General features: G+C 67.6%; 16 protein-coding genes. 12 read left to right on the top strand and 4 right to left on the bottom strand.

Annotated elements, in window-relative coordinates:
- Positions 1–4: 4 nt before the first annotated feature.
- From N5D45_RS16980 to N5D45_RS16940, 9 genes are all read left to right on the top strand, one after another.
- Positions 5–934, top strand: coding sequence for a DUF58 domain-containing protein (locus tag N5D45_RS16980; protein WP_126560746.1), 930 nt, complete (start codon positions 5–7; stop codon positions 932–934).
- A complete protein-coding gene (locus N5D45_RS16975) occupies positions 931–1380 on the top strand; it encodes a DUF4381 family protein (protein WP_010484068.1) in 450 nt (149 codons plus the stop codon). The genes N5D45_RS16980 and N5D45_RS16975 overlap by 4 nt, the downstream gene beginning before the upstream one ends.
- Positions 1377–2381: a VWA domain-containing protein gene (locus tag N5D45_RS16970; protein ID WP_057502235.1), complete on the top strand. Its 1005-nt coding sequence runs from the start codon at positions 1377–1379 to the stop codon at positions 2379–2381. Before N5D45_RS16975 ends, N5D45_RS16970 begins: the two co-directional genes overlap by 4 nt.
- Positions 2378–4192 (top strand): tetratricopeptide repeat protein, encoded by a 1815-nt coding sequence (locus tag N5D45_RS16965; protein WP_164193043.1) that lies wholly within the window; start codon positions 2378–2380, stop codon positions 4190–4192. Before N5D45_RS16970 ends, N5D45_RS16965 begins: the two co-directional genes overlap by 4 nt.
- Positions 4189–5904 carry a BatD family protein gene (locus N5D45_RS16960; protein WP_164193045.1) on the top strand — a complete coding sequence of 572 codons (1716 nt, stop codon included), beginning with the start codon at positions 4189–4191 and terminating at the stop codon, positions 5902–5904. The genes N5D45_RS16965 and N5D45_RS16960 overlap by 4 nt, the downstream gene beginning before the upstream one ends.
- A 57-nt stretch (positions 5905–5961) precedes the next feature.
- On the top strand, positions 5962–7281 hold the full coding sequence (locus N5D45_RS16955; protein ID WP_043403118.1) for a dicarboxylate/amino acid:cation symporter: 1320 nt from the start codon (positions 5962–5964) through the stop codon (positions 7279–7281).
- Positions 7282–7496: 215 nt separating this feature from the next.
- Positions 7497–9494: a transketolase gene (gene tkt, locus N5D45_RS16950; protein ID WP_010484072.1), complete on the top strand. Its 1998-nt coding sequence runs from the start codon at positions 7497–7499 to the stop codon at positions 9492–9494.
- A gap of 271 nt (positions 9495–9765) precedes the next feature.
- Positions 9766–10044 carry a type II toxin-antitoxin system RelE/ParE family toxin gene (locus tag N5D45_RS16945; protein WP_010484073.1) on the top strand — a complete coding sequence of 93 codons (279 nt, stop codon included), beginning with the start codon at positions 9766–9768 and terminating at the stop codon, positions 10042–10044.
- Between the two features lie 11 nt (positions 10045–10055).
- Positions 10056–10361: a HigA family addiction module antitoxin gene (locus N5D45_RS16940; RefSeq protein WP_010484074.1), complete on the top strand. Its 306-nt coding sequence runs from the start codon at positions 10056–10058 to the stop codon at positions 10359–10361.
- A gap of 86 nt (positions 10362–10447) precedes the next feature.
- Here N5D45_RS16940 and N5D45_RS16935 read toward each other — a convergent pair whose 3' ends face one another.
- Entirely contained in the window at positions 10448–12400 is a 1953-nt protein-coding gene (locus tag N5D45_RS16935; protein ID WP_279939321.1) for an acetyl-CoA hydrolase/transferase C-terminal domain-containing protein, read from the bottom strand.
- Between the two features lie 34 nt (positions 12401–12434).
- Complete coding sequence (locus N5D45_RS16930; RefSeq protein WP_019660006.1) at positions 12435–12992, bottom strand: flavin reductase family protein; 558 nt, start codon at positions 12990–12992, stop codon at positions 12435–12437.
- 118 nt (positions 12993–13110) lie between these two features.
- Here N5D45_RS16930 and N5D45_RS16925 point away from each other — a divergent pair, with 118 nt between their 5' ends.
- Genes N5D45_RS16925 through N5D45_RS16915 form a run of 3 tightly spaced genes read left to right on the top strand, consistent with a single transcriptional unit; the run spans position 13111 to position 15270 of the window.
- Entirely contained in the window at positions 13111–13476 is a 366-nt protein-coding gene (locus N5D45_RS16925; RefSeq protein WP_012481135.1) for a BlaI/MecI/CopY family transcriptional regulator, read from the top strand.
- Complete coding sequence (locus N5D45_RS16920; protein ID WP_164193051.1) at positions 13469–14710, top strand: TonB family protein; 1242 nt, start codon at positions 13469–13471, stop codon at positions 14708–14710. Before N5D45_RS16925 ends, N5D45_RS16920 begins: the two co-directional genes overlap by 8 nt.
- Positions 14707–15270, top strand: a complete 564-nt coding sequence (locus N5D45_RS16915; protein ID WP_164193053.1) for a hypothetical protein — start codon at positions 14707–14709, stop codon at positions 15268–15270. The genes N5D45_RS16920 and N5D45_RS16915 overlap by 4 nt, the downstream gene beginning before the upstream one ends.
- A gap of 57 nt (positions 15271–15327) precedes the next feature.
- Here the strand turns inward: N5D45_RS16915 and N5D45_RS16910 are convergent, their stop codons facing one another.
- A complete protein-coding gene (locus N5D45_RS16910) occupies positions 15328–16128 on the bottom strand; it encodes an MBL fold metallo-hydrolase (protein ID WP_109814403.1) in 801 nt (266 codons plus the stop codon).
- An 11-nt stretch (positions 16129–16139) separates the two neighbouring features.
- Positions 16140–16958, bottom strand: a complete 819-nt coding sequence (locus tag N5D45_RS16905) for a S1/P1 nuclease (RefSeq protein ID WP_164193057.1) — start codon at positions 16956–16958, stop codon at positions 16140–16142.
- Between the last annotated feature and the right edge of the window lie 195 nt (positions 16959–17153).

Raw genomic sequence — 17153 nt, 5'->3', positions numbered from 1 at the left:
GCGCATGACCGATCCATCCCTGGACCACGCCTCCTCCGTCAGCGACGGTGACGGGCTGCGCCCGCAGCTGTCCGAACTGGTGGCGCTGCGCCGCCTTGCACAGCGTCCGCCGCCGCCACGCCGTGGCCGTGCCGGCAACGCCGGGCAGGCGCCGTCACCGCTGCGTGGGCGTGGCATGGAATATGCCGAGTCACGCGAGTACGTGGCCGGTGATGATGCGCGGCATATCGACTGGCGGGTGACCGCACGGACCGGTCGTGCCCACACCAAACTGTTCCAGGCCGAACGCGAGCGGGTCAGCCTGATCGTGGCCGATACCTCGCCGGCCCTGTACTTCGGCACCCGCGTGCGCTTCAAATCGGTGCAGGCCGCACGTGCAGGCGCCGTCGCCGCGTGGTCGGCGCAACGTCGTGGCGATCGCATCGGAGCCCTGCGTGGCAGCGACCGTGAACCACCGATCGCACCGGCAGGAGGCCCGCGCGGCGTGCTGCGCGTGCTGGATGCGCTCACCCGCTGGTATGCGCAGCCCCCGGCCGATGACCTTGGCCTGGAACGCGCGCTGGACCATGCCGGTCGCGTCCTGCGCCCCGGTGCACGTGTGCTGGTGCTGGCCGATCCGCAGCAGGCCATCCGTATTCCGCCTGCGCGCTGGAGCGCGTTGGCCCAGCACCATGACCTCAGCCTGGTGCTGCTGGTCGATCCATTGGAACTGCAGCCTCCGTCGGCCGCGCTGCAGTTCCAGACCCTGCACCAGCGCATCGGCCTCGACCTGCGCCGCAGCGAAGTGCAGGCGCACTGGCAGGCGCATTTTGTCGAGCCGCTGCAGGAACTGCGGCGCCAGCTCGGCGCGCGCCGCGTCGACGTACAGGTGCTGTCCTCCGATGCGCCCAGCGACACCTGGCTGGCACCATCGCCCACCGAGGTGCCGGCATGAGCGCGAACCTGCCGCTGCGCGATGTGCAGCTGCCGCCGGCCCCATCGTGGTGGCCACCGGCACCGGGCTATCTGATGATCGGCGGCGTGGTGCTGCTGTTGCTGGTGGCGATGGCCTTCCTGTGGTGGCAGCGCCGCCGACGCCGCCAGCGCTGGTTGCAGCTGTTTGATCAGGAGCTGGCAACCACCGCCGATGCGGCTGCCGAACTGGCGGCGATCGCAGGGCTGCTGCGTCGCGCTGCACGCCAGGCACAGCCCGGCAGTGAGTCCCTGCGCGATGACGCCTGGTGGCAGCGCGTGGATCCGGAAGGCACGCTGCCCGCGGCACGTCGCAGTCTGCTGGCCGAAGGTGCCTATCGCCCGCGGGTGGACGCCAACGATGTGGCGGCGCTGCGCAGCTGGGCGCGCGAGCGCTACCTGGCCATGCTGCTGGAGCGCCGCCGATGAACCTGCTGGCAAGTTACTGGCCATGGCCGGATCTGCAGCTGGCGTGGCCGCTGGCCCTGCTGGCGCTGCCGTTGCCGTTGCTGATGCGCTGGTGGAAGCGTCGTGCCGACCCCGGCGCTGCGCTGCGCGTGCCCTATGCAGCGACGGAACTGGAAGCGCTGGCCGGTGGCGGCCGCGTCGATGTGTCGTGGCTGCACACGCTGCTGTTGTGGCTGGGCTGGTGCGCGCTGTGCATCGCACTCACGCGCCCGCAGCAGTTGGGCGAGGCCATCACCCCGCCGCAGCAGGGCCGGCAGATGATGCTGGCGATGGACGTGTCCGGCAGCATGGGCGAGGGCGACATGGTGCTGGGCGGGCAGGCGGTGGATCGCCTGACCGCGGCCAAGGCCGTGCTCGCCGATTTCCTTGATCGTCGTGCCGGTGATCGCATCGGCCTGCTGATCTTCGGCGACCGCGCCTACACGCTTACGCCGCTTACTGCCGATCTGGCCAGCGTGCGCGACCAGCTGCGCGACAGCGTGGTCGGCCTGGCCGGGCGCGAGACGGCCATCGGTGATGCCATCGGCCTGGCAGTGAAACGCCTGCGCAGCCAACCGGAGGGGCAGCGCGTGCTGATCCTGCTGACCGACGGCGTCAGCAACGCCGGGGTGCTGGAGCCGCTGCGTGCGGCGGAAGTGGCCCGCGCCGAAGGTGTACGCATCCACACCGTCGCGTTTGGTGGCGATGGCAGCATGCGCCTGTTCGGCATTCCCATTTCCGCCGACCAGGATCCGGTCGACGAGGCCACGTTGAAAAAGATTGCCAGCATGACCGGTGGCCAGTTCTTCCGCGCCCGCGATACCGCGCAGCTGGCCGGCATCTACGCCGAACTGGACCGGCTGGAGCCGATCGCGGCGAAGGGGCCAAGCCTGCGACCGCGCGAGGAGCGCTATGCCTGGCCGTTGGGCCTGGCGTTGTTGCTGGGTGCGTTGGCATGGGTGTGGCCGGAGCGCCGCCGATGATCGCGTTGGCATCCCATCTTCCCGACTGGAATGCGCTGCACTTCCTGCGCCCGGATTGGCTGTGGGCCTTGCTGGCATTGCCGCTGATCCTCGCGCTGGCGTTGTACCGGCAGCGGCGCAGCGATGTGTGGCGAACAGCAGTCGATGCCCACCTGTTGCCGCATCTGCTGGCTGCGGGCACGCGCCGCCGTGCACGCCTGCCCTGGGCCGTGCTGCTGGGCTGGACGCTGGCCTCGCTGGCCATGGCCGGGCCGAGCTGGCGCCAGCAGGCACAGCCGATGTTCCAGGCCAGCGCACCGCTGCTGGTCGTGCTGGATCTGTCCAGCCGGATCAATGCCACCGACCTGCCGCCGTCGCGCCTGCTGCAGGCCCGGGCGAAAGTGGGTGAGCTGCTGCGTGCCCGCCAGGGCGGACAGGTGGGCCTGGTGGTCTACGCCGAGGATGCCTACACCGTGGCGCCGCTGACCGACGACGGCAGCAACGTTGCGCTGTATCTGGACGCGTTGTCGCCGGATGTGATGCCACGCGACGGCCAGCGTGCCGACCGCGGTATCGACTGGGCGACGCGGTTGATGCGCCAGATCGGGGCATTGCGGGGGCAGATCCTGCTGGTCAGCGATCAGGCGGATGATGAAGCGGCACTGGCCGCCGCGCAGGCGCGCAGCCTCGGCCTGCAGGTGTCGGTACTGGGCCTGGGCACATCTGCCGGTGCGGCGTACCGGGATGGCAGTGGGCAGATCCGCCAGGCCACGCTGGATGAAGGCAGCCTGCGTGCGGTGGCTACGGCCGGTGGTGGCCGCTATGCCCGCATCGCCGCCGATGACAGTGATCTGCGCGCACTGGGTGTACTGGATGCACGCGAAGGTACTGCGGCGCAGCGGCCCGGCGAGGGCAAGCAATGGCGTGATGAAGGGTTCTGGCTGCTGCCACCGGTGATGCTGCTGGCGCTGCTGGCCTTCCGCCGCCGCGCGCTGCTGGCGGCGGTGCTGGCGGTGGGCCTGCTGCCGTGGATGAGTGATGTGCAGGCGCAGGCACCCGCCGTGCCGGCTTCACCGCCTGTGAAGGGCACACTGTGGAAGCGCGCCGACCAGGTGCAGCACCAGCGTCTGGCCGAAGGTGCGCAGGCGTACCGCAATGGCGATTTCGCCAGTGCCCGCAAGCAGTTCGAGGGCATCGACAGCGATGCGGGCTGGTACAACCTGGCCAATGCACTGGCCCGCCAAGGCAACTACGACGAAGCCATTGCCGCCTACGACCGCGCGCTGGCGCTGCATCCCGGCATGGCCGACGCGGTCGCCAACCGCGCCGTGGTCGATGCCGCGCGCAAGCGCAAGCAGTCGGGTGGCAAGGGCCAGGATCAGCAGAAGCCACCGCAGAACGGCCAGGGGCAGCAGAATCCGCAGGGCCAGCAGCCGCAGCAGGGCCAGCAGAATCCCGGCCAGGGCCAGCCGCAACCGGGCCAGCAGGGGCAGCCCAAGCCCGGTGACGACAAGAACCCGTCGAGCCCGCAGCCCGGCGAGCGCGGGCGCGATGGACAGCAGGCGCCACCACAGGTGGAGGATGCCAAGGCACAGGCCCAGGCGGATGAGCAGCAGCGCCAGCGCATGCAGCAGGCAATGCAGCAGGCACGTGAGGGCAAGGGCGAACAGGATGGCAAGCCCGTGCCAGGCAGCGACGGCACCACCCCGCGCCAACGCGAGGAGCAACAGGCGGTGGAGGCGTGGATGCGGCGCGTACCGGATGATCCGGGCGCATTGCTGCGGGCCAAGTTCCAGCTGGAAAACGAACGCAGGAAGAGGGAAGGGCGATGACGCGGGCGACGAACATGCACGGGCGCTGGCCGCTGCAGGTGTTGGCGGCACTACTGCTGTGGCTGCCGCTGCTGGCGTGGGCGCAGCCGCGCGCGTGGCTGGACCGCGACCGCATCGCGATGGGCGACACGGTCACCCTCAATGTCGAGAGCGATCAGGGCGCGCCAGACTTCACGCCGTTGCGTACCGACTTCGATCTCAGCGGCCAGACCAGCAGCCGTCAGGTGGAGTGGAGCAATGGCAGCATGCAGCAGCGCAATCTGTATGGCGTGGCACTCACGCCGCGGCGTAGCGGTGCACTGGTGGTGCCGGGCCTGCAGGTGGGCAGCGTACGTACTGCGCCGTTGACCCTGCAGGTGGATGCCGCTGCCGTGGCCGGCCCCGACAGCAACGCAGTGGCCTTCATCGAAACCGTCGTCGATGACGAGACGCCGTATGTGCAGCAGAGCGTAGGCGTGGTGGTGCGGTTGTATTTCGCTTCGCAGCTGGCCTCCGGCGAACTGGTGCTGGATACCCCGGCCGGTGCGTCGTTGCAGCGGGTGGGCGATGACCGCACCGATGTGCGGCAGGTCAATGGCCGCCGCTACAACGTGGTCGAGCGGCGCTTCCTGCTGATTCCTGAGCGCAGCGGTGCACTTCGGCTGGCCGGTGCGCGTTTCAGTGGGCGCAGTGCCGGTGGCTTCTTCGACGACTTCTTTGGCGGCGGCGACGGGCGGATGAATGCCACCGGCGCCGACCGCACGTTGCAGGTACAGGCACAGCCGGCACAGGCCCCGCAGCCGTGGCTGCCGCTGCAGGGCCTGCAGCTGCGCTACACCAGTGCACCGACCAGCGCACGTACCGGTGAGGCGGCCAACGTGGTGGTCGAGGCGATTGCCGACGGTGCCACCCGCGCGCAGTTCACCGACCTGCCGGTGCCCGACGTCGGCAGCGCCGCACAGGTGTTCGCCGAACCGGCGCAGTACGAAGAGACCTTCAACGGCAGCACGCCGCGCCTGAAGATCACCCGCCGTTATTCGATCGTGCCGCGCCAGCCGGGTTCGCTGGTGGTGCCGGGGCCGCGCCTGCCGTGGTGGGATGTTCGTGCGGGCAAGCCACAGGACGCGAAGCTGCCGGACCTGGCACTCGCCGTCGCAGCCGGTAATGGCCGTGGCAGTGCTTCACCTGCGCCGCTGCCGCCAATCGATACCGATGCCGCGCTGCCCGGCAGCGATCGCCAGGACAGCCGTATCGCGGCCACCGATCCGCGCGCCAGTGGCCTGGCAGAACGCCCATGGCCATGGATGGGCGCCGCCATCGGCCTGGCGCTGCTGTGGCTGCTGACCCTGCTGTGGGGCTGGCAGCGTGGCCGTCGCCCGCGCGTGGCGACGCCTGAGGCGGGCAGGGGGGCTGTGCCGGCTGTGGCGACTGGACGTGCCGGCCTGGCCGAACTGCGCCGCGCGCTGGATGGTGAAGGCTTCGATCAGGTAGAAGCTCAGCTATGCGCGATGGGCGGCGTTGAACGCATCGAGCAGGTCATCGCGCGGTTGGATGACCCGGCCCAGTGCCAGGTGCTGCAGGACCTGCAACAGGCCCGCTGGGGCGGGCAGGGTGATCTGGCGCCGCTGCGCACGCGCCTGCGCGGGGTCTTCCGTGACGGACCGCACTGGTCGGCGGCGGCGATCACCGCTGACACTGGCCTGGCGCCGCTGTATCCGCCGCGGCGAACCTGAACCGGCGCCGCTTGCGCGCTTTGTTAGAGTGCATTCATTTTTCGAGGAAACCCGCGCATGACAGCAGCTGCTGCCGACAAGAAGAAGTTGCCCCTGCATTGGAAGATGGGCATCGGCTTTGCGATCGGCCTGATCCTGGGACTGATCGTGCACGCCCTGGGTGGCAGCGTCGATGGTCTGCAGGCCGGTGCCAAGTGGGTAATGGACTACATCACCACCCCGGCGTCGGGCCTGTTCCTCAACCTGATCTTCATGCTGATCGTGCCGCTGATCTTCTCGGCGCTGATCATGGGCGTGTCGGAGATGGGCGACATCCGCGCCCTCGGCCGCATCGGCTGGAAGACCCTCGCCTACACCGTGCTGCTGTCCGGCATCGCCGTGGGCATCGGCCTGGTGCTGGTCAACCTGCTCAAGCCGGGTGCCGGCGTCGACCCGCAGGTCGCCGCGATGATGCTGTCGGAGAACGCCGAGCGCAGCAAGGAAATCGTTGCTGGCATCCATGGCACGCCGAAGGGCATGGACATGCTGCTGTCGATCGTGCCGAGCAACGTGCTGCAGGCTGCATCGGACAACGGTGCGATCCTGTCGCTGATGTTCTTCGCGCTGATGTTCGGCATCGGCATGGTGCTGACCGACAACGAGAAGGTCGCACCGCTGCGCCGCGCCATCGAAGGCGTGTTCGAAATCTCGATGACCCTGATCAACCTGGTCATCCGCCTGGCCCCGTATGCGGTGGCCTGCTTCATGTTCAACCTGGCCGCGCTGTTCGGCTTCGAGCTGATCATCCGCCTGGGCGCCTACGTGGGCGTGGTGGTGCTGGCGCTGGGCCTGCACATGATCGTGACCTACGGCACCGCCGTGTGGCTGTCCGGCCGCTCGCCGCTGTCGTTCTTCCGCGATACCCAGGAAGCGACGGTGATGGCGTTCTCCACCGCCTCCAGCAACGCCACCCTGCCGACCGCGCTGCGCGTGGCCGACCAGATGGGCCTGCCGCAGCGCGTGTCGCGCTTCGTGCTGACCGTGGGCGCTACCGCCAACCAGAACGGCACTGCGCTGTTCGAGGGCGTGACGGTGATTTTCCTGGCCCAGTTCTTTGGCGTGGACCTGAGTATCGGCCAGCAGATCATGGTGATGGCGGTCTGCATCCTCGGTGGCATCGGCACGGCCGGCGTGCCGTCGGGCTCGCTGCCGGTGGTGGCGATGATCTGCGCGATGGTGGGCGTGAACCCGCTGGGCATCGGCCTGATCCTGGGCGTGAACCACTTCCTGGACATGTGCCGTACCGCGCTGAATGTGACCGGCGACCTGGCCCTGACCACCCTGGTGGCCAAGGGCGAGTCCCACGACGGCCCGGCGCTTACGCCCCACCAGGACTGAGTCCAAGGCCACTGCTGGCGACCTGATCGGGGTCGGATTCCTTTCCGCAGGGAAAGGTATCCGACCCCTTTTCACATGCGGAATCCGGCGGAGATCATGAAAGTGCCGGCCAGCGGCCGGCACGACCGGGCAAGGTGAACTGACCCCCCGCCCGGCGACTATGGGACAATAGGCCGCCCGCACGTCCGCGGCCGCCTCCCGATTCCGACAGAACCATGACGCAGCCTACCCGTCGCCAGTTGGCCAACGCCATCCGCTTCCTTGCCGCCGATGCGGTTGAAACCGCAAAGTCCGGCCACCCCGGCATGCCCATGGGCATGGCCGACATCGCCGAAGTCCTCTGGAACGACTACCTCCGCCATAACCCGAGCAATCCGCACTGGTTCAACCGCGACCGTTTCGTGCTGTCCAACGGCCACGGTTCGATGCTGCAGTACGCGCTGCTGCACCTGAGCGGTTACGACCTGCCGATCGAGCAGCTGAAGCTGTTCCGCCAGCTGGGGAGCCACACCGCCGGCCACCCGGAACGCCATGAGACCCCGGGCGTGGAAACCACCACCGGCCCGCTGGGCCAGGGTTTCGCCAACGCCGTGGGCTTCGCCCTGGCCGAAAAGCTGCTGGCACAGCGCTTCAACCGCCCGGAGCTGGAAGTGGTCGACCACCGCACCTGGGTGTTCATGGGCGATGGCTGCCTGATGGAAGGCGTGTCGCATGAAGCGGCGTCGCTGGCCGGTACCTGGGGCCTGCACAAGCTGGTCTGCTTCTGGGACAACAACCACATCTCCATCGACGGCAACGTCGAGGGCTGGTTCACCGACAACACCCCGGAGCGTTTCGAAGCCTATGGCTGGAACGTGGTCCGTGACGTCGATGGCCACGACCCGGAAAGCATCAAGGCCGGCATCGAGGCCGCGCTGTCGCAGAGCGACAAGCCGACCCTGATCTGCTGCCGTACCACCATTGGTTTTGGTTCGCCGAACAAGGCGGGCAAGGAATCCAGCCACGGCGCACCGCTGGGCAAGGACGAACTGGAAGCCACCCGCAAGCAGCTGGGCTGGGAGTACGGTCCGTTCGAGATCCCGCAGGCGATCTACGACGGCTGGCGCGCCAATGGCGCCGGCACCCTGCGCCAGGCCGAGTGGGAACAGCTGTTCGACAAGTACGCCAGCCAGTACCCGGGCGAGGCCGCCGAACTGACCCGTCGTTCGCACGGCGAACTGCCGGCCGACTTCGTTGCCAAGGCCGATGCCTACATCGCCCAGGTGGCGGCTGAAGGCCCGACGATCGCCTCGCGCAAGGCCTCGCAGCTGGCCATTGAAGCCTATGCCCCGCTGTTGCCGGAAATCGTCGGCGGCTCGGCCGACCTGGCGCACTCCAACCTGACCCTGTGGAAGGGCAGCAAGTCGGTCGCCAGCGACGACGCCAACGCCAACTACGTGTACTACGGCGTGCGCGAGTTCGGCATGACCGCCATTGCCAATGGCCTGGCCCTGCACGGTGGCTTCATTCCGTTCGACGCCACCTTCCTGGTGTTCAGCGACTACGCCCGCAACGGCGTGCGCATGAGCGCGCTGATCCCGGCCCACGCCATCCACGTCTATACCCACGACTCGATCGGCCTGGGCGAAGACGGCCCGACCCACCAGCCGGTGGAGCACCTGGCTTCGCTGCGCTACATCCCGAACAACGACGTGTGGCGTCCGTGCGATGCGGTCGAGTCGGCGGTGAGCTGGAAGGCCGCGATCACCCGCCAGGACGGCCCGAGCTGCCTGGTGTTCAGCCGCCAGAACCTGCCGCACCAGCCGCGCAACGCCGAGCAGATCGCCCAGATCGAGCGCGGTGGGTACGTGCTGGCCGATGCCGCCGGCACTCCGGACGTGATCCTGATCGCCACCGGTTCGGAAGTTTCGCTGGCCACTGAAGCCAAGGCCCAGCTGGATGCGGCCGGCCTCAAGACCCGCGTGGTCTCGATGCCGTCCACCGACGTGTTCCTGCGCCAGGATGCGGCCTACCGTGAATCGGTGCTGCCGAACGCCGTGCGCAAGCGCGTGGCCGTGGAAGCCGGCGTCACCGGCTTCTGGCGCCAGTTCGTCGGCCTGGACGGTGCAGTGATCGGCATTGACACCTTCGGTGCCTCGGCCCCGGCCGACCAGCTGTACAAGCACTTCGGCATCACCACCGCCCACGTGGTGGAAGCTGCCAAGGCGCTGTAAGCAGCATCGCAGCGTGATGAAGGAAAGGCCGGCGCAAGCCGGCCTTTCTCGTTTTCCTGGGTAGATCCACGCCATGCGTGGACGAGAAAAGGGGACGGCGTGTTCCGCCCGACGGCGCCGCTGTCGCGTTGGCCTCTTCATCTGGCCTGCGTTCCTTGCGAAAAGGAGAGTCTGCCGAGACAACCTCAATAGTAAAAATGGTCAACAAGCGCGGCGCAGAAACCTATACTGGATTTGCGGAGTGTAAGGTGTAGCCTTACACTGGTGCTGCATGATCGTCAGCTTCAGGCATAAGGGCCTGAAGGCGCTCTATGAGCGGGGCGACATTTCCGGAGTCCGTGCCGATCATGTGGCTCGGTTGCGGCGTTTGCTTCTGCAGTTGGATCAAGCCCGGCTGCCTGGAGACATGGGGCTGCCCGGAAATCGCCTGCATCCCCTGCACGGAAGCTATAGCGGCTACTGGGCTGTGAATGTCTCGGCGAGTTGGCGATTGGTGTTCCGCTTTCGTGGGCTCGACGTCGAACTGGTCGATTACCTTGATTACCACTAGGAGTCTGCTCGATGCCGTTGCATGATCCGCCGCATCCAGGAGAATCGCTGCGCGAAGACATCCTGCCGGCGATCAGCATGTCCATCAGTGCGCTGGCGCAGCACCTTGGTTATTCCCGTGGACAGCTGTCGACCATCATCAACGGGCACGCCGGCATCTCTGCTGAACTCGCGTACCGTCTTGAACTTGCGGGCCTCGGCAGTGCTCGTATGTGGCTGGCGATGCAGGCGGCCTATGACCTGTGGCAGGTCGAGCATCGAGAGCATCCGCCCATTGCCCGCCTGTATCTTGAGGATGCAGTGAGGATCGGACAGTAGATCCGCGCCATGCATGAATAAAGAAGGGGACGGAGGGGATCAAGTCGTCTGTGCATGAACGACTTGATCCCCTCCGTCCCCTTTTCTCAGGCAGTGCGTGCCAGCGCCAGGCGCAGCAGTCGCGCGTCCAGGCGCTCTACGAAATCCGTCGGAGCCTGCAGGCCCATGCGCTGCAGGTACACCGCATCGCCGTCGCCGGCCGGTTGCCGCAACGCTGCCCAGACGGTACGCAGCTTGTCGCCGCGGGTCTGCGTGTTGGCCTTCAGCCAACCCAGCGCTTTCACCAGCACCTGCTCGATCTCGTTGAAGTCGCTGCCCAACGGATAGTCCGGCAGGCTGCCATCGGCGCGGAACGGTGCCAGCGCTGCCGCCAATGCCTGCGGCGTATTGCGCTGCAGGCGCACCGGGTGCGGTTGCGCGGTCGCCAGCAGCTTGCGCGCGGCATGTGCCTGCTGCAGCAGATCGCCCTGGAACGGGGCTTCGGTGATCGCGGTCATCGCATGCACGCAGTCCTCGTCGGTCAGACCGCGCAGGTCGGCGATGCCGTACTCGTTCAGGTAGATGTCGCGCAGGTGGCGCGGGATGGTGGTGTGGCCGTAGTTCCAGCGCACGTTGGATTCACGCCGGCCCTTGTCATCGCGCGCGGCGCGGAACATCAGCACGCTGCGCGCTTCCGGCAGGGCATGTGCCATCGCCACGAAGTTGTACTGGCCGCCCACGCCGGACACCACGCGTCCATCGTCCAGCGCATCCGATACCGCCGCGCCCAGCGCGGTGGCCATCATGCAGGAGTTGAAGAAGCGCGCGTGCCGGCGCTGCAGGCGTTCCAGCGTCTCGTTGCCACCGTACAGCTGGTTGATCTCGCTGATGCGGCGCATGCCGATCGCCCGGCATTCATCTTCCGGCAGCGTGCGCAACCACTCGTAGAACTCCGGCGAGCCCAGGTAGAACGCGCCGTGCAGGTACTCGCCCTCGGCGGCCAGGGTGGCGTGGTCGATGGACAGCGTGCTGCCATTTTCGATGCGCTGCATCAGCGCCAGGTCGTCGTGCACCTTGCGCTTGATCACCCCGGTCTGCACCAGCCGGCGGAAGCCCTCGTTGAGCATCTCGCTGCAGCCGTACAGGCCCACTTCGAACGGATCCAGCCCGCCGATCTCCTGCACCAGCGGGTGGCTGGCCAGCTGCGGATCCAGCGCGTGCAGCACGCGGCGGTAGCGGGCGTTGTCGGTGTGGCGCAGCACAAGCGCATGGCTGAGTGCATCGGCCAGCGTGCCGATACCGATCTGCAGGGTGCCGCCGTCGCGCACCAGCGTGCTGGCGTACAGGCCGATGGCGTAGTCGGCATCGCCGACCGGCTGCCGCGGCAGCCCGAACAGCGCCGGGTACGGCGGTGGCGGAGTGATCACCAGATCGAAGAACGACACATCGACCGTTGCCGAGCCGCCCAGATAGGGCAGCTGCGGATCGATCTCGGCGATCATCAATGGGCGCGGCAGGCCGCGCGCGGTCATCGCATCCAGGGTGTCCTGGGTGATGTCGTTGTTGCACGACAACGACAGCCGACGGTCATCCGGCCGCATCGCCACCTTCTGCACGATCACCTGCGGCGCGCGCTGGGCGACCGCATCGGCGGCGTGGGTGTAGTTCAGGCTGGTGTAGCTGGACTGCGCCTGCCGCGAACCGAGCAGGGCGCCGGACTGCATGTAGAACTCTTCCACCTGCACATGTGCCGGCAACGCGTCGCGCGCGATCGCATCGGCATAGGCCAGGCGCGGGAAATCATCGCCGAAATGGCGCTGCGCGAACGGTGCCATGAAGCGCGCTTCCAGGCCGTTGCCGCGCGCCTTCGGCGGATTCAGCGACAGTGCGGTATACAGCTGCAGCGGCCGCGAAGGGTCGTGCTCGACGCGTGCGTAGAGGGCATTGAGCAGCCGGTGCGGCTTGCCCAGCGCCAGCGGTGCTCCGATCCGCAACGGCCCGTCCACGCGCGCAAACAACCAGTCGACGGCGGCGTCCAGGTCGGTGACGTGTTCGGTCATGCGGGGCGGTCCTGCGTATGGGGGAGTGCTGGCATTACAGCATGTCGGGCTTGAACCGCCGTCGACGCGAGACTTCCGCGCCGGACACCATGAACTGCCCATCGCCGCGGTAATGCACCGTGCGCGGCAGCTTCGGCCGTGGCGCGACGTGGGCACGCACGATTTCCCAGATGAACAGGTTGCTCGATTGCACCTGGCTGTCGTCGTAAAGACGGCATTCGAAGCACGAATGGCATTGTCCGACCAGCGGCGCGCCAACCTCGCGCGCAGGTACTGCATCCAGCCCGAAACGCGCGAACTTGTCGACCTCGCGGCCGCTGCAGTTGCCGATGTCGACCACGGTATCGAGCAGCTCCACGCCGGGTACGTTGATCACGCACTCGCCACTACTGACGGCCAGTGCATGGCTGTGGTTTTCATTCCACAGGTAGGTGGCGACCAGCGACGGCGAAAAGCCCATCACCATGTGCCAGCCCATCGTCATCAGGTTGCGCTGGCCCTGCCACGCGGTACTGACCAGCACGATCGGGCCGGGTTCGAGGAAGCGGCGCGCCTGCTCGACCGGGAAATCCTTCTTGGACAGCGCTTTCATCCGGGGCCTGGGGCGGGAGGAATCGATGCTGGCGCAGCCGGGATGAACCCGGAGTCGAGGGGCTTGACAGATGATTCGATTACGCGGGTAATCGGGCTGTCGATTACGGATGTAAACCATGACCCCGATCAGCGAAGCCGAAGCCGTTGTGATGGAGGTGCTGTGGCAGCAGGCACCGCGTAGCGCCGACGAAGTGGTCGCCGCGCTGGCCCACCGCGACTGGGCCGAGCCGACCATCAAGACCCTGCTCAACCGCCTGCTGACCAAGGGCGCGATCGCCGCCGAGCGCGATGGCCGGCGCTACCTGTACCGGCCGCTGCTGCAGCGCCAGGCATGGGTGGAGGCGCAGAGCCAGGACTTCATCGGGCGTGTCTTCGAGGGGCGCGTGGCGCCGCTGGTCGCGCACTTCAGCGAGCGCGGCCAGTTGAGCGCGCAGGACATCGCCGAACTGAAGAAGCTGATCCAGGAGCTGGACCATGACTGAGCTGCTCGACGGATTGTGGCAGGCCAGCCTGTGGCTGGCGGTGGGCGCGGTCCTGCTGGCAGTAGTGCGACCGCTGCTGGTGCGGATGGGCGGCGCGGGGCTGGCCTACCGCAGTTGGTGGCTGCTGCCGATGCTGCTGGTGGCACTGATGCTGCCGTTGCCGCAGGTTGCGTTGTTGCAGCAGGTGCCCACGCTGCCGCTGAAAGTGATGCCCGGTGCCATCGATGCCCTGAACGGGCCGTCGTTGCCATGGGCCGGGCTGTTGCTGGTGCTGTGGGCATTGGGCACGGGCCTGTGCCTGCTGCGCGACCTGCGCGCACAGCGTCGTTTCGAACGGCGGATGGGCCCACTGAAGCCGCGCGCCGATGGCAGCTGGCAGGCCAGCGGCGACCCCGGCCTGCCGGCGCTGGTTGGCCTGTGGCGGCCGCGCATCGTGGTCGGTCCGGCATTCGACCAGCAGTTCAGCGCACAGGAACAGGGGCTGATCCTGCAGCACGAGCGCAGCCATCGCCGCCATGGCGATCACTGGGCCAACGGCGCGCTGCTGCTGGCGCGCGCGGTGTTCTGGTTCCACCCGCTGCTGCCATGGGCGGCACGCCGCTTCCTGCGCGATCAGGAATTGGCCTGCGATGCCCGCACCATCGGTCCGCAGCCTGCGCTGCGCGGCCTCTATGCCAGCACGCTGCTGAAGGCGCAGCTGGTCCACCCGGTTGCGCCCGCGGTCTGCCATTGGCGCAGCCAACCCGTGTTGAAGGAGCGTATCGCCATGTTGAAGCAGTCCAAGCGGAAGGCATTGCCGTGGGTGTCCGGGCAGGTGCTGGTGGTCGGGTTGTGTGTGGGCATGGGGGCGGTGGCATGGGCCAGCCAGGGCGGTGCGGCCGGTGGCACCCGGATCGGTGTCGAGCCGTTCGAACATGCGCAGGACGATGCGGCCAAGGCGGGGTTGGACCGGCCGATCCAGGTGGACAAGATGCCGCCGCCGTCCTATCCGAAGTCCGCCGTCGAGCAACGCCAGGTAGGCGTGGTCAATCTGCGCATCGAAGTGGATGCACAGGGCCATCCGACCGATGTGCGGGTACTCAGTGCGACCAATCCGGGGGTGTTCGACGCCGTCTCCGTCGCCGCCGCGCGCAGCTGGACCTATCGTCCCGCGGTGAAGAACGGCAAGCCGGTGGCCGGTGCCGTACGCATTCCGATCACCTACGCCATGGATGACACCGAGGACGCGAAGTGAAGTCCGCGCCGCTGTTGATGATGGCGGCGCTGCTGGTGGGGTGTGCAACCCAGGATCGCCTGACCACCGTCGATACCCGCAGCGAGAATGTCGGTCACCAGCGCCTGCAGCCGCAGACGGGCGGCGGCAGTGGGCAGCTGCAGGTGTATTCGCTGGGTGCGACCGAGGGCTACCGGATGCCGCAACTGTACGCGGCACCGGAACCGGAGGTCGGTGATCGCGACCCGCGCGCGGAACTGGCGCCGACCACCATCTGCCTGCAGGTGGTGGTTGATGCCAACGGCGACGTCGAGCGCAGCCTGCCATTGACCGACCGCCCGGAGTGCGCGGCAGGTGCTGCGGGCGAGAATGCGCCCCTGCTGCAGGCAGCGCAGGAAGCCGTGGCGATGTGGAAGTACTCGTCCGCAGCGGTCTGCCACTTCGCGGCCGGCAAGGTGCCTGCCAATCGCGGTGACTGCCGGGGCGCCGAGCGTGTCGAACCGGTGGCCGTCACCCTGCAATATGCCTTTACCTTCGAGATCGTGAAGGGCCAGCACGTGGTGCGCACGCAGGGAAAATGATCGCTCGCGATGACCGGGGTAGTGCCGGGCCATGCCCGGCGGGCGCAGCGGCGTGGATCAGGCCCCGCCCTGGATGTTGGCCTTCACTGCGGGCTGCATCAGCTTCGGTTCTTCCAGCGTCGCATCGCGGGCCTGGCGCACGCTGACGAACTCTGCCTCGGCTACGCCGTCGTGCACGTGGATGTTGTGCGCGCGCTGTTGGCCGATGGTGGTTTCGTTGGCGAACCCGCGGCCACCGGGGCCGTAGTCGTGGCAGACAAACACGCGCGTCGCATCGGGCAGGGCCAGCAGGCGCTGGATCGAGCGGTACAACTGCGCGGCATCGCCGCCCGGGAAATCGCAGCGGGCAGTGCCGCCGTCGGGCATGAACAGCGAGTCGCCGGTGAACAGCGCATTGTCGATCAGATAGGCGATGCTGTCGCTGGTGTGGCCGGGCACGGCGATCACCTGGCAGCGCAGTTCACCCAAAGCGAAGGTCTCGCCATCGCTGAACAGGTGGTCGAAGATCTCATCGGCCGCGGGAAGCTGCAGGCCATAGCGCGGTGCGAACGTGGCCTGCACCGCGCGGATGCCTTCACCGATGGCCAGCGTGGCCTGCGGGAAGCGCTGCTTGAGCCGGCGCCCGGCCGACACATGGTCGGCGTGGGCATGGGTTTCCAGCAGCCAGCGCAGCTGCAGGCCCTGTTGTTCGATGGCCTGCAACGCGGCCTGCAACGGCGCTTCACTGCTGGCATCGGTATCCGGGTCGTAGTCCAGGACCGGGTCGATCAGCGCCGCCTCGCCGCTGGCCGGGTCGCTGACCAAGTAGCTGAAGGTGTTGCTGTCACGGTGGAAGAACGACTGCACCTGGACCGACATCGGAACTCTCCTCAGCGCGTGCCGAGCACGCGGTTCAGCAACTGCGCCAGGTTCTCACCGGCCAGTCGCAGCTGCGCTTCGGCCAGCGGCCGGTAGCGTTCGGTGTATTCGTCACCGATTTTACGCGTGGCCGGATAAACGCCAGCTTGCATGGAGATGCGGCAGCTGGCCTCGGCCCACGTCTGCGGGTCGCGCTGCGGGTTGGACTGGCGCGCCAGCTTCGGCGCGCGCTGGCTCTGCAGCAGCGGCAGATAGCCCGCATCGTCCAGCTTGCGGGTATTGAGCATGCCGCTGTCCCACAGCGAGTGCAGGTTGGTACCGCGGTTGCCGAACTGCAGCTGGAAATCGTTGCCGCCCTTGTCGTGGGCGTAACCGGCGTGCATCGGTTGGTGGATATCGCCGACCAGGTGCACCACGAACTTCAGCGCCTGCAGGCGCTCGCCGTCGGTCAGGCTGCGATCGCCGAGGATGGCGCTCTGTGCCTTCAGGGCCTCGACGATGCAGTTGCCGTTTTTGCAGTGCTTCGGTGCTTCGTAATGGCAGTTGTCTTCGGCGATGTTGACGTAGTGCCAGCCGGCCGAGCGGCGGCCCAGGCCCGGGTCCTTGGCGCGCAGCTGGTCGGCCCACGGCGCGATGCTGGCCAGCGTGGCGTCCGGTTCGGTGGCCAGCAGGCGGCCCACTTCGGCGCGGGCGGCGGGGCTGAGGCGGGCGTCGGCGACTTCGGCGACAAGGCGGTGGCCTTGCGCGCCCCAGGCATGTGCGGGGGCGGAGACGGACAGCAGGGCCGGCGCCAGGGCGGCGGCGAGGAACAGGGAGTGCAGGGCTTTCATGCGCACATTCTAGCGGGGTAGGTGGATTGAAGAGCGGCGCGTTCCTGTCTGCTTGGGGCTGGCTGCAGGGGCAGCCCCCATCCAACATGGCCGCAGAGGCGGATGCAAACGTCAAAGGCAACATCAAGAACAAATGCAGGATCAAAATCCGCCTCCTGCAATTGCAGGCAACCATTACGCCTCGGATGTGCAGGC

This window comes from Stenotrophomonas sp. GD03819 (assembly GCF_029841665.1).
Lineage (GTDB): Bacteria > Pseudomonadota > Gammaproteobacteria > Xanthomonadales > Xanthomonadaceae > Stenotrophomonas > Stenotrophomonas geniculata.
Note: the sequence above shows the minus strand (reverse complement) of the source record. Positions and strands in the feature narration are given on the sequence as shown.

Excerpts from the sequence above, each read along its gene's own strand:
- N5D45_RS16975 (WP_010484068.1), top strand. The coding sequence starts at position 931 with ATGAGCGCGAACCTGCCGCTGCGCGATGTGCAGCTGCCGCCGGCCCCA.
- N5D45_RS16940 (WP_010484074.1), top strand. The coding sequence starts at position 10,056 with ATGCCGTTGCATGATCCGCCGCATCCAGGAGAATCGCTGCGCGAAGAC.
- N5D45_RS16970 (WP_057502235.1), top strand. The coding sequence starts at position 1,377 with ATGAACCTGCTGGCAAGTTACTGGCCATGGCCGGATCTGCAGCTGGCG.
- N5D45_RS16930 (WP_019660006.1), bottom strand. The coding sequence starts at position 12,992 with ATGAAAGCGCTGTCCAAGAAGGATTTCCCGGTCGAGCAGGCGCGCCGC.
- tkt (WP_010484072.1), top strand. The coding sequence starts at position 7,497 with ATGACGCAGCCTACCCGTCGCCAGTTGGCCAACGCCATCCGCTTCCTT.
- N5D45_RS16960 (WP_164193045.1), top strand. The coding sequence starts at position 4,189 with ATGACGCGGGCGACGAACATGCACGGGCGCTGGCCGCTGCAGGTGTTG.
- N5D45_RS16955 (WP_043403118.1), top strand. The coding sequence starts at position 5,962 with ATGACAGCAGCTGCTGCCGACAAGAAGAAGTTGCCCCTGCATTGGAAG.
- N5D45_RS16945 (WP_010484073.1), top strand. The coding sequence starts at position 9,766 with ATGATCGTCAGCTTCAGGCATAAGGGCCTGAAGGCGCTCTATGAGCGG.
- N5D45_RS16925 (WP_012481135.1), top strand. The coding sequence starts at position 13,111 with ATGACCCCGATCAGCGAAGCCGAAGCCGTTGTGATGGAGGTGCTGTGG.
- N5D45_RS16910 (WP_109814403.1), bottom strand. The coding sequence starts at position 16,128 with ATGTCGGTCCAGGTGCAGTCGTTCTTCCACCGTGACAGCAACACCTTC.
- N5D45_RS16980 (WP_126560746.1), top strand. The coding sequence starts at position 5 with ATGACCGATCCATCCCTGGACCACGCCTCCTCCGTCAGCGACGGTGAC.
- N5D45_RS16905 (WP_164193057.1), bottom strand. The coding sequence starts at position 16,958 with ATGAAAGCCCTGCACTCCCTGTTCCTCGCCGCCGCCCTGGCGCCGGCC.
- N5D45_RS16965 (WP_164193043.1), top strand. The coding sequence starts at position 2,378 with ATGATCGCGTTGGCATCCCATCTTCCCGACTGGAATGCGCTGCACTTC.
- N5D45_RS16935 (WP_279939321.1), bottom strand. The coding sequence starts at position 12,400 with ATGACCGAACACGTCACCGACCTGGACGCCGCCGTCGACTGGTTGTTT.
- N5D45_RS16920 (WP_164193051.1), top strand. The coding sequence starts at position 13,469 with ATGACTGAGCTGCTCGACGGATTGTGGCAGGCCAGCCTGTGGCTGGCG.